Origin of the sequence: Rhodococcus sp. EPR-134 (genome assembly GCF_001647205.1) — a bacterium.
GTDB classification, from domain to species: Bacteria; Actinomycetota; Actinomycetes; order Mycobacteriales; family Mycobacteriaceae; genus Rhodococcus_F; species Rhodococcus_F qingshengii.
In genome coordinates this window covers 1-10,598 of the sequence record NZ_LVCT01000755.1, presented here as the reverse complement: position 1 = coordinate 10,598, position 10,598 = coordinate 1, and the positions used below count along the sequence as shown (strand labels likewise).

Here is a 10,598-nt window from a genome sequence, read left to right as displayed (position 1 = left end):
GGTCGCCAGGGCGGCGAACAACTGCGAAAATCCGTTCCGAGTGACGGGGTCTGCGACAAAGCTGCGATTGATGTTCTGCATGAAAGCTGTTGCAGCGTCCGCTGTTCGGAGAGCCATCGCTTCGGCGTGGATGTTTCCGGACAGGATGGGAATGTGGGCGTACATCGCCGGCGCCGGCACGATGTCGGGAGTTTCGTTCGCCTCGGTTTCGGAGCGCACGTCATAGACGGCGGTCAGCCCCAGCGATTCCACGATTGCAAGATCCTCGGGCGAGGGCGTCAGTACGTTTGCACGGTAGAAGACTCCGCGGCTCATCGCCTGTCCGCTGGTCGTGACGTACCCGGGGCCGGCCACGTCGCGGAAGTTGTGAATCGAAGCCAGACGCGGTGTGTCAGGCAGGGGTGTGTCGGGCAGGGCAGTGTTGGGCAGGGCAGTGTCGGAAAGCATGGAGCCGGCCTTTCGGAGGTAGAGTCGCGTCAACTGAAAAACTACTGAATCGGTATCTCGACAGTGTGATCGATGCCACTGACCAAGAGTCGTGCCTGGCCGGGTGCAAAGTCATGTGCGAGGCGGGTATGTGGTCAGGCTATCTGCGCGCGCCTGTATGGTGTTATCGGTTGTAGTTGTCCCTATTGGATTGGTGGACGTAGACAGACATGAAACTGTTCCTGGATATCCTGCTGGTCATCACCAGCTTGCTCCTCATCGCCTTGGTGCTCCTGCATCGCGGTAAGGGCGGCGGTTTGTCGAGTCTGTTCGGTGGCGGTGTCCAGTCCAGCCTGTCCGGATCGACTGTTGTCGAGAAGAACCTCGACCGGTTGACGGTCTTCACCGCGTTGATCTGGCTCATTTCGATCGTCGGCATCGGCCTGGAGATCAAGTTCGCCTGATTCTCGGCTCATGACTTACAGCCGGTAGTTTTTCACACACGAATTTCAGACACGGAACCCCGCCTATCGAGCGGGGTTCTTTGTTTCGGTCGATAATTGTGTGATGACTGAAACCGCGTCGCATCGAGAAACACCGCGAGAGGCCACCGAGCCGCTGCGCGAAGACATCCGGCTTCTCGGCGGAATACTCGGACAAATAGTGCGAGAGCAAGCCGGCGACAATGTGTTCGATCTGGTCGAGCGAGCCCGTGTCGAGTCGTTCCGAGTCCGTCGTTCGGAGATCGATCGCGCCGAACTGGTGTCGCTGTTCGCCGAAATCAGTACGGACGACGCCATTCCCGTCATCCGGGCGTTCAGTCACTTCGCACTGCTCGCCAACCTGGCCGAGGACATCCATCGCGAGCGTCGACGGGCCATCCACGTCAACGCGGGGGAACCGCCCCGCGACAGCACTCTCGCGGCCACGTACACCAAACTTGATGCAGCCGATATCGATTCGGCCACCGTCGAAGAAGCGCTTCGGGGCGCCCTGGTCTCACCCGTCATCACCGCTCACCCGACGGAGACTCGACGCCGTACGGTGTTCGAGACGCAGAGTCGGATCACCGAGTTGATGCGATACCGCGAGCGCACGGCGCTGAGCGTCGCAGAAACCGCTGATGTCGATCTGCAATTGCGCCGTCAGATCCTGACCCTGTGGCAGACGGCTCTGATCCGGCTCAGCCGCCTCCGCATCCAGGATGAAATCGAGGTAGGCCTGCGCTACTACGACGCAGCGTTGTTCGAGGTGATTCCGAAGATCAACGCCGAGGTTCGCAAAGCTCTGCGCACTCGTTGGCCGGACGCCGGGCTCCTGCCGGAACCGATCCTGAGGCCGGGTTCGTGGATCGGCGGTGACCGAGACGGCAATCCGTACGTGACCGGCGAAATCGTCCAGCGCGCCACGTCGCGCGCTGCGGCGACTGCTCTCGAGCATCACCTCGAGGAACTCGAACATCTCGAGCGTGAACTGTCGATGTCGGCGCGGCTGGTTTCCGTCACGCCCGAACTCGATCTGCTGGCGTCTACCTCCGGCGACGACTCTGCCTTCAGGGCCGACGAGCCGTACCGTCGCGCGATTCGCGGTATCCGCGGGCGCTTGAGCGCCACAGCACTGACGGTACTGGGGGAGTTGCCCGCCCACGGGTCCGACGACGGACTCGAGGCGTACACCGACCCGGCACAGTTGCAGCGGGATCTCGGAATCATCGACACCTCGTTGCGTCGTTTCGGTGACGAGACCATCGCCGACGATCGACTCGATCGGCTCCGAGAAGCGGTGGAGGTGTTCGGCTTTCACCTGTCCGGTCTGGACATGCGGCAGAACTCCGAGGTACACGAAAGCGTCGTCGCAGAACTTCTGGCGTGGGCCGGAGTTCACCCGGACTACGCGTCCTTGCCGGAAGCCGATCGAGTCGAATTGCTGTCGGCCGAGTTGACGACGCTGCGACCACTGACTTCGCCGGACGCCGAGTTCAGCGAATTGACCACCAAGGAACTGGCCATCATGGCGGCCGGTGCCAAGGCAGTGCGGGTTCTCGGAGCGGGTGCGGTACCCAACTACATCATCAGCATGTGTACCTCGGTCAGTGACATGCTCGAGGCTGCAGTGCTGCTCAAAGAGGTCGGGGTGCTCGATCCGGGCGTCGGTAGCGAGCCCTCGTGCCCGATCGGCATCGTGCCGTTGTTCGAGACGATCGAGGATCTGCAGGGCGGCGCCGACACATTGCTGGCGACGCTCGACATCCCGATCTATCGTGCGATCGTCCGTTCCCGTGGTGACAGTCAAGAAGTGATGCTCGGGTACTCCGACTCGAACAAGGACGGCGGGTACCTGGCAGCCAACTGGGCGCTGTACCGTGCCGAACTCGACCTCGTCGATGCCGCGCGTAAGAGCGGAATCAGGTTGAGGCTCTTCCACGGCCGCGGCGGAACCGTCGGACGTGGCGGCGGACCGAGTTACGAAGCGATTCTGGCTCAGCCTCCCGGTGCAGTCGCGGGTTCTCTGCGAATCACCGAGCAGGGTGAGGTGATTGCGGCCAAGTACGCCGAACCGCGTCTGGCACATCGCAACCTCGAAACACTCATCGCCGCGACTATCGAGTCGACGTTGCTCGACGTCGAAGGACTCGGCAGCGATGCCGACGCTGCCTACGCGGTACTGGACGAGCTCGCGGCCCTCGCCCGCACCGCGTACAGCGAATTGGTGCACGACACACCAGGATTCGTGCAGTACTTCGAAGCGTCGACACCGGTCGCCGAGATCGGGGCACTCAACATCGGCTCTCGTCCGGCCTCTCGCAAGCAGACCAAGGCGATCTCCGACCTGCGAGCGATTCCCTGGGTGCTCTCGTGGAGTCAGTCTCGCGTGATGCTTCCGGGTTGGTACGGAACCGGCGCCGCGTTCGAAAGATGGATAGACGGAGACGATACTCGGCTTGCCACGTTGACGGCCCTGTACGAGAAGTGGCCGTTCTTCCGAACCGTGCTCTCGAACATGGCCATGGTGATGTCGAAGTCGGATCTCGGTTTGGCGGCCCGGTACGCGGACCTCGTGCCCGACGCCGAACTGCGCGATCGAGTCTTCGGAATGATCACCGACGAGCACGAACGCACAATTCGCATGTACAAGGCAATCACGGGCAACGAGAACCTCTTTGCCGACAACTCGGGCCTCGAGCGTTCGGTCCACAACCGGTTCCCGTACCTCGAACCTCTCAACCATCTACAGGTCGAGCTGATCCGTCGGTACCGTTCCGGCGACGAGAGCGATCAGGTGCGTCGGGGTATCCAGCTGACGATGAACGGCCTGGCCACTGCGCTTCGTAACAGTGGCTAGGTAACAGCGGCTGGTTCTGCAGGTTTACCAGGGTGTGCGTGCGGCGACTCTAGAGCTGTCGCACGCACACCCAACGCTGCGCACCGGACCGAACGGGGACCGCAGTGGATCTGCAATTGGACGGACGAACTGCCGTCGTTACCGGCGCGGGAAAAGGTATCGGGTTGGCGATCACTCGGGCCCTGGTGGCCGAGGGAGTCCACGTCGTCGCGGGCTCGCGGACGCTCTCGCCGGAACTCGAATCGCTGCAGTCCGGCGGCGCCGTCACCTTTGTCGGCGTCGACCTCGCGAGTGTCGAAGGATCAACCCGACTGCTCGAGGTTGCAGCAGCGAGGGGCGGCGTCGACATCCTGGTCAACAACGTCGGCGCCGTCACCCCGAGAACGAGCGGTTTCGCGGCCATCACGGACGAAGAGTGGGCGGCGTCGTTCAATCTGACGTTCTTGTCTGCTGTACGCACTGTTCGCGCTGCGCTGCCGGAGTTGATCCGCCGAGGTGGAGGGAGCATCGTGACGATCAGTTCGGTCAACGCATTCTTACCTGACCCCACGGTGATCGACTACAGCGCCGCCAAAGCGGCATTGACCAACTTCTCGAAGTCGTTGTCGAAAGAACTGGGCGGGCAGGGGATCCGCGTCAATACCGTCAGCCCTGGCCCGGTGCAAACGGAGTTGTGGCTCGGCAAGCACGGAGTGGCCTCGACGCTGGCGAAGGCGAGTGGATCAGCCGCCGACGACATCGTCGAAAGCGCCGCGGCCGGAGCCGAGACTGGGCGGTTTACCTTCCCCGAAGAGGTTGCCGACCTGGTGTTGTTCCTCGCCAGCGATCGTGCGGGGAACGTGACAGGCGCGGATTTCGTGATCGACGGCGGTCTGATCAAGACCTTGTGATCATTGCTGCCTGAAACCTGATCATGTGCGCGACGGTCGACGACGTGATGCACAGGATCACTGCGGACGCGATGACCACCCACAGTCCCCACCCGATGGACGGTCCGGCAGTGTGCCCTGCGAACTCGGTACTACGTCGCACGATGGACGCGGCGTTTCCGACGGCAACGATCAATACCGCGATTCCGACCAAAGGGCCGGTGCAGTGATTCTTGATCTCGGGCGTGACGTCTCGAACCATGAGGGTGATCAACGCGGTCACCGCGCACAGAGCGAGGACGAGAGTGATCGCTCCGCATTCGTCGACACCACTGTGGTCCAGCGCAGAGGATGACGTCCACGGGCCGAGGCTTCCGGCGACGATCCCGGCGCACGCCCAGAGCGATCCGATGAGGCTAGGTCCGAAACGGTCGGGCATGAGGGAGGGAATTGCGCGGGTCGACGGCGTCTGAAACCCGAAGGCGCGTTGGTGATCCGGCTGATTGGGTGTGAACGTCACGCGACGGACCACCTTTCCTCCGCGGCGTCGAGCCGCCCAATCCAATGCTTTTCCGGAGTCTAAGGGCCGCCCAGTTCACTTTTGCCGAATCGAGCGAAATTGATCGAACCGGCGCTAGGGCTCGAGCAACTCGGCGTGAGAATATTCGTTGCGGCCCGCACCGACGAGGCGCTTACTGATCAAACGGCGTCGTGAACGACACTGGTTTGCCGGCGGCGCGCGCGTACGCGATCTCTCGGCGCGTGGACTCACCGATGTATCCGCGAGGGTTGACGACCAGAACCCGATCGGCGAGGTCGATCTTGCGCAGATGGAGCGCGTCGAGCAGGTTCTTCTGCTCGACAGAGACCGCCTCGTCTGCTTCAACCGGCGCGACGACGATCACGCCCGCGAACGTCAGGTCGCGGTTCGCCTCCCGCATCTCTTCAGCGAATCGCGCAGAGCCGCAGATACAGACAATCTCAGGTCGATCGGGCACGGTTCAGTCTCTCATCGACGCGAGAGCCCGCGGCCACACCAGTCTCGTCAGATATCTTCGGCAACGCACCCCAGCTGTCAGTGAACGAAGTCCAGAGCTTCCTTGATCCACGCGTTGAATTCGACGTTCGAACTCGTCCCGGTTCGGTCGACGACGATCCATCCCTTGCTCATCGGCTTACCCCGCATCTCGGGCCAGCTTGCACCCTTGTGCGTCAGAAGCTCGTCGACTCGATCGGGGTCACACCGAACCATGATGTTGCCGTGTGAGTTCGCACTGGCGGCCAGCTTCCCGTTCACCATGAAGCTCAGCCCACCGAACATCTTTACTTCCTCGACGTCGTCCTCGCCCGAGAGCGCATCGCGGATACGCTCAGCCAGCGCTTTGTCGTATGCCATGGAGGCCTCCTGGGGTGGAGTTCCAGGTTAGATCAGATGGCGCAGGTACGTGTGCGGGTCGTGAAGGAACCGCTGCCAGTTCGAAACCAGATCGAGGTCCTCCCAGCTCGAGGCTCGGATTCCCCATTCGCCGATCTCGAGCAGGTTGGCGTTCGGCAGCGCCGCGATGATCGGCGAGTGCGTCGCGATCACCGCCTGCGCGCCGGATTCCACCAGCTCGCCGAGCAGCGCGGCCAGTGTCAGGGTCCCCTGGAAGGAGAGTGCGGCATCGGGTTCGTCGATGAGATAGAAGCCGCCGTCGGAGGTCCTCGACGACAGGATCTCGAGCAGCGCCTCACCGTGGGAGAGGTGATGGTAAAGCGGTTCAGGTCGCTTGGGATTGGGGTTGTCCTCCAAGTACGTGTACAAACCGTGCAGGGTTTCGTCTCGGAGGTAGTACGCCCACTTCGATGCTCCGGGACTCCGCTCGAGCACAAGGTCGAGGCCGCCCGGTTCACTCGATCGAGTCTGATGCCGCGTATTGGTCGACCCGCCTTCGGCGTTGAGACCGAGAACGGCGGCAATAATTTCGATGACGGTCGACTTTCCCGCTCCGTTTTCGCCGACCAGAATGGTGACACCCGGTGGTAGCTCGAGACCGTGCTGAACGATCTGCGCGACTGCAGGCACCGTCATCGGCCAGCTGCCTACGTCGGCGCCCGACGATGGCCCGGCCTTGATGCGGCGGATGGGTTGTCTCTGCACGGCCATACGTTCTCACAAGGCTCCGACGAGAACGGACGTTAGTGGCGCTGCGCGAGCAATTCGACGATCTGAGCCACGAGATCGAGAGGGATCGGTTTGTTCAGCGGGAACTTCACCGTTGATTTCGCAGCCCGGTAAGGGTCGACGGACTTCTCGAACTCGGCGTCACCCGCCGGGAGCGGGTACATCGAGATGTGGTTTTTCCAGCCTGCGAAGTGAATCAGGTTCTTTCCGTGCACCGTCATGGTCGGCATCTGATAGCTGATGGTCTCATCGAGGCCTGGAACCGTGTTGTGAATCGTCTCGCGGATACTCTCGAGGGCTGGTTGCACGTCGGTGGGAAACGAAGCGATGTATTCGTTGATCGTCGCGAATTCGGCCATGCGCGGATCATAATCGCGCTCCGACTCCCAATTGCGGCGACTTGGGGGACAAATGAGACCATTAGGTATGAAAAATCTGGAACCTTGGGAGTTCGCCGGCATGCTCACGCATCTGCGCGCCTACCTGGCCAACGCAAGGCGCTTTCTGCGGGGGTGGTCTTACCGCGAGGTAGACGGCTCGTCGGAAGATCGTTGACTAGTCACGTTCAGCGTTGGTAATGCCAGAAATCGGGGCGGCTGCCGTCCGCGTCGGTGAACCCGTATTCCGTTCCGAGTTCGCCTGAACTGACCGATCGCTGATTCCATCGCTGTCGATTCGGATCGGCAGCGATGGCCGCGATCGCACGTCCGATGAATCTTGGTGACTCGGAGCGTGCGAAATCCGCGGGCGCAGTCGGACCATCCCGCTCCGGCAACAAAGCGTCACGCCAATTCGATTCGCCGACACCAAAATTCTCGAGCATCATCTCCGATCGCAGGAACCCGGGAGTGATGGCGACGGCAGTACAGCCGAACGGGGCAAGTTCGTGGCCTTGCGAAAATGCGAGCCTGTTCACGGACACCTTGGCCAAGTCGTAGAACACCGAGATGCGATAGTTCGATGCGTTGTATTCGGTAGTGCCATCGGTTATTTCGGCGACCAGTCCGCCTGGCCGATCAGTCATGAGCGGCAGGAGGTGGTGCGACGTGGTGATGTGGGTGTCGATCGCCAGACGCAAGATGTGAAACCCCTTGTCCAGATCGTGTTCCCATACCGGCGTGTTCCACTCCGCCGGCCCACCCTTGAGTAATTCCGCGCCCCAGATGTCGTTGACCAAGATGTCGATATGGTGATAGTCGATTCGCAAGCGTTCGGCGAGATCAGCCACTTGTTTGCTCTTGAGATGATCGACGGCAATCGGCACGCCGACGCCGCCCAGCTCGGTGACCAGCTCTGCCGTCTCTTCGATGGTCTCTCCGCGCGGATAGTCCGACTGAAGAATTCCGGCAGATGTGCTCCGGCCAGTGCAGATGACGGTTGCACCGGCCTCGCCCAAGGCCGCGGCGATTCCGCGTCCGGCGCCCCTCGTCGCCCCGGCAACTACAGCCACTCGCCCGCGAAGTGCGTCCGGATTCGGTGTCCACGACATTGTTCGATTGTTCTCGCCTGGATTGCTTCGTTCAAGAGTGAACGCGATCTGCGGAACCGAACCTTACTTCGCGGCGTCCAAGGTAGTAATCACTCGGATGAAGGAGGTAGGGGAGAGATGGATCGTTGTGTGGGGCGCAGTGCTGGTTGGAGAAACGGGATCTCGGGATTGAGTTCCGTTCCGTCAAAAGGAAATTCGCATCGGATCCGGACTCGGCGGGTAGTCGAAAGTCGCCACGGTGAGGAAGTCGTCGACGTACCACCAAGCCGGGAATCGCCCGAAGACGATTCCCGACCGGTGTGAAATCAGATCTGTGAAATCAGATCTGTGAAATCAGATCAGGGAAGCTGCGAGGCAGCGTCCGAATCGAGGAACCAACGTGTCGCAACCAAACCGGTGGCGCCGGCGGACGGCCAGTCGTCGGCCGAAGCACCTCCGACGGCTTTGGCAACGGCCTCGGCCTTTGCAGCACCCGAGACGAGCAGCCAGACCTCCTTGGCTCGCCGAACAGCAGGCAACGTGAGGGTGATCCGCACCGGTGGCGGCTTGGGGGAGTCCGTCACCGCGACTACGAAACGCGCTTCTTCGCGAACAGCGTCGGTATGCGGGAACAACGAGTTGACGTGTCCTTCGCCGCCCATACCGAGCAGGTGCACGTCGAACGTCGGAACCTGATTCCCGTGTGCCTGAGCGCCCAGCAGTTGTTCGTACGCCGTCGCCGCCCCGTGTGGATCACCGTCGTAGATACCGTCGGATGCGGCCATCGCATGTACCCTGTCGGGATCGACCGGCACATGATCGAGAAGCGCCTCACGTGCTTGCACTTCGTTCCGCTCGGGATCGCCGGACGGCAGGAACCGTTCGTCGCCCCAGTACAGATCGATCTGCGACCAGTCGATGTCGCCGGGAGCTTCACGCAACTTCTCGAGAAGTGCGATGCCGGTTCCACCGCCAGTCAGCACGATGGACGCAAACCCGCGAGCCTTCTGGGCATCGACGATGGTCGTGACCAGGCGTGCGGCGGCAGCGCCGACAAGTTGGCCGGCGTCGGAAAACTTCTCCACGACAACATCACTCATAGGTCACCTTCTCCAATCCGGCCAGAGCTTCTTCGTAGAGCTCGTCCGGATCGAGCCGACGCAATTCCTCGGCGAGGCAATCGCGTGTCTCTCGACGACCCAGAGAAACCAGCGCGTCAGGCTGACCGGTGCGGATCAACGTAGCGGTCGTGCCCTCCTGCGGACGACTGATGGAGATACTGCGGGTCTCGAGCTTCAACTCGACCGTCAGCTCACCCGTACGTCGAATGACCGGACCGTCGATCTTGGCCGCCAACCAACCGGCGAGAATATCCAGTGCCGGTTCGGTTTTGAGACCGGAGACCACCGCTGAGGTGATCTTCTCGTGCGGCGGCTGATCGAGAGCCGACGCGAGGAGCGCGCGCCAGTAGGTGACGCGACTCCAGGCGAGATCGGTATCGCCGGCGGTGTACGACGCGAGTCGCCCCTTGATGGTGGCGGTCGGATCGGGGGCGCCGGTGGCATCGGTGATGCGCCGTATCGCGAGCTTCCCGACGGGATCCTTGGCCGGAATCTCGGGTGCCTCGAGGGGCCACCACGCGACTACCGGTGTATCGGGGAGCAGGAACGGGATGACGACGCTGCTCTCGTGATCCGCAAGCGGACCGTAGAGACGCAACACGACAACCTCCGAGGCGCCGGCGTCCCCGCCGACACGGATCTGAGCATCGAGCCTGGGCTCACTCTGCTCGTCGCCACGCAGAAGCACGATGACGCGGCATGGGTGCTCGCGGCTTGCTTCGTTGGCGGCCTCGATGGCTTCCTCGGCATTCCCGGTGTCCCTGGTGCAGACGACGAGCGTCAACACTCGTCCCAAGGTGACAGCGCCGCCGGTCTTACGTACCTCGACCAGTTTCTTGCTGACCTGGACCGTGGTGGTGGACGGCAAATCGAGAATCACTAGGGTCGCCTCCATTCGCGTCCGGTGCGTTGCATCATTTCGTCCGCAGACGGTGGTCCCCACGTTCCGGCCTCGTAGGGTTCCGGCTTACCGCCGGCAGCCCAGTGCTCGAGGACGGGATCGAGGATCTCCCAAGACAATTCGACTTCGGCATTCACCGGGAACAGAGACGGCTCGCCGAGCAACACGTCGAGAATGAGCCGCTCGTACGCCTCCGGAGACGACTCGGTGAAAGCCTGGCCGTACGAGAAGTCCATGTTGACGTCACGGACTTCCATGCTCGATCCGGGAACCTTCGAGCCGAACCGCATGGTGACGCCCTCGTCGG

General features: G+C 62.0%; 13 protein-coding genes and 1 pseudogene. 4 read left to right on the top strand and 10 right to left on the bottom strand.

What is annotated here, in order from left to right:
* Window positions 1–447 (bottom strand): tyrosine-protein phosphatase (locus tag A2J01_RS32540; protein ID WP_197494349.1); only part of this gene is annotated, 447 nt, incomplete at its 3' end.
* A gap of 209 nt (window positions 448–656) precedes the next feature.
* Between A2J01_RS32540 and secG the strand changes: the two genes are divergently transcribed.
* The 3 genes from secG (at window position 657) to A2J01_RS32525 (ending at window position 4,658) form a co-directional block, all read left to right on the top strand.
* Window positions 657–890 (top strand): preprotein translocase subunit SecG, encoded by a 234-nt coding sequence (secG, locus tag A2J01_RS32535; RefSeq protein ID WP_003944946.1) that lies wholly within the window; start codon window positions 657–659, stop codon window positions 888–890.
* A 103-nt stretch (window positions 891–993) separates the two neighbouring features.
* Entirely contained in the window at window positions 994–3,768 is a 2,775-nt protein-coding gene (ppc, locus tag A2J01_RS32530) for a phosphoenolpyruvate carboxylase (RefSeq protein ID WP_064114352.1), read from the top strand.
* A 104-nt stretch (window positions 3,769–3,872) separates the two neighbouring features.
* A complete protein-coding gene (locus A2J01_RS32525; protein ID WP_042919818.1) occupies window positions 3,873–4,658 on the top strand; it encodes an oxidoreductase in 786 nt (261 codons plus the stop codon).
* Here the strand turns inward: A2J01_RS32525 and A2J01_RS32520 are convergent.
* From A2J01_RS32520 to A2J01_RS32500, 5 genes are all read right to left on the bottom strand, one after another.
* On the bottom strand, window positions 4,645–5,157 hold the full coding sequence (locus A2J01_RS32520; RefSeq protein WP_230587563.1) for a hypothetical protein: 513 nt from the start codon (window positions 5,155–5,157) through the stop codon (window positions 4,645–4,647). The genes A2J01_RS32525 and A2J01_RS32520 overlap by 14 nt on opposite strands.
* 172 nt (window positions 5,158–5,329) lie before the next feature.
* Window positions 5,330–5,578, bottom strand: a complete 249-nt coding sequence (locus A2J01_RS32515) for a hypothetical protein (protein WP_207624530.1) — start codon at window positions 5,576–5,578, stop codon at window positions 5,330–5,332.
* A 134-nt stretch (window positions 5,579–5,712) separates the two neighbouring features.
* Window positions 5,713–6,033, bottom strand: coding sequence for a TfoX/Sxy family protein (locus A2J01_RS32510; protein WP_003944891.1), 321 nt, complete (start codon window positions 6,031–6,033; stop codon window positions 5,713–5,715).
* Window positions 6,034–6,060: 27 nt separating this feature from the next.
* Window positions 6,061–6,783 carry an AAA family ATPase gene (locus A2J01_RS32505; protein ID WP_003944997.1) on the bottom strand — a complete coding sequence of 241 codons (723 nt, stop codon included), beginning with the start codon at window positions 6,781–6,783 and terminating at the stop codon, window positions 6,061–6,063.
* 32 nt (window positions 6,784–6,815) lie between these two features.
* Window positions 6,816–7,160, bottom strand: a complete 345-nt coding sequence (locus tag A2J01_RS32500) for an iron chaperone (RefSeq protein ID WP_030536407.1) — start codon at window positions 7,158–7,160, stop codon at window positions 6,816–6,818.
* 67 nt (window positions 7,161–7,227) lie between these two features.
* On the opposite strand from A2J01_RS32500, the gene A2J01_RS37290 reads away from it, so the two are divergent.
* Window positions 7,228–7,356: a hypothetical protein gene (locus tag A2J01_RS37290; RefSeq protein ID WP_257226963.1), complete on the top strand. Its 129-nt coding sequence runs from the start codon at window positions 7,228–7,230 to the stop codon at window positions 7,354–7,356.
* Window positions 7,357–7,366: 10 nt separating this feature from the next.
* On the opposite strand, the gene A2J01_RS32495 is transcribed toward A2J01_RS37290, so the two are convergent.
* The 4 genes and pseudogenes from A2J01_RS32495 to A2J01_RS32480 all read right to left on the bottom strand — a co-directional run.
* Window positions 7,367–8,290, bottom strand: coding sequence for an SDR family oxidoreductase (locus tag A2J01_RS32495; protein ID WP_007727945.1), 924 nt, complete (start codon window positions 8,288–8,290; stop codon window positions 7,367–7,369).
* A 338-nt stretch (window positions 8,291–8,628) separates the two neighbouring features.
* Complete coding sequence (gene pgl / locus A2J01_RS32490; RefSeq protein WP_042919814.1) at window positions 8,629–9,369, bottom strand: 6-phosphogluconolactonase; 741 nt, start codon at window positions 9,367–9,369, stop codon at window positions 8,629–8,631.
* Entirely contained in the window at window positions 9,362–10,270 is a 909-nt protein-coding gene (gene opcA / locus A2J01_RS32485) for a glucose-6-phosphate dehydrogenase assembly protein OpcA (protein ID WP_156519474.1), read from the bottom strand. Before opcA ends, pgl begins: the two co-directional genes overlap by 8 nt.
* A pseudogene (locus A2J01_RS32480) lies at window positions 10,270–10,598 on the bottom strand (glucose-6-phosphate dehydrogenase); the annotation flags it as partial. The gene opcA and the pseudogene A2J01_RS32480, both read right to left, overlap by 1 nt.

Bases quoted from the DNA above. Each gene is read 5' to 3' on its own strand.
- secG (WP_003944946.1), top strand. From the start codon at position 657: ATGAAACTGTTCCTGGATATCCTGCTGGTCATCACCAGCTTGCTCCTC.
- A2J01_RS32505 (WP_003944997.1), bottom strand. From the start codon at position 6,783: ATGGCCGTGCAGAGACAACCCATCCGCCGCATCAAGGCCGGGCCATCG.
- A2J01_RS32510 (WP_003944891.1), bottom strand. From the start codon at position 6,033: ATGGCATACGACAAAGCGCTGGCTGAGCGTATCCGCGATGCGCTCTCG.
- pgl (WP_042919814.1), bottom strand. From the start codon at position 9,369: ATGAGTGATGTTGTCGTGGAGAAGTTTTCCGACGCCGGCCAACTTGTC.
- A2J01_RS32515 (WP_207624530.1), bottom strand. From the start codon at position 5,578: ATGCGGGAGGCGAACCGCGACCTGACGTTCGCGGGCGTGATCGTCGTC.
- A2J01_RS32495 (WP_007727945.1), bottom strand. From the start codon at position 8,290: ATGTCGTGGACACCGAATCCGGACGCACTTCGCGGGCGAGTGGCTGTA.
- A2J01_RS37290 (WP_257226963.1), top strand. From the start codon at position 7,228: ATGAAAAATCTGGAACCTTGGGAGTTCGCCGGCATGCTCACGCATCTG.
- A2J01_RS32500 (WP_030536407.1), bottom strand. From the start codon at position 7,160: ATGGCCGAATTCGCGACGATCAACGAATACATCGCTTCGTTTCCCACC.
- ppc (WP_064114352.1), top strand. From the start codon at position 994: ATGACTGAAACCGCGTCGCATCGAGAAACACCGCGAGAGGCCACCGAG.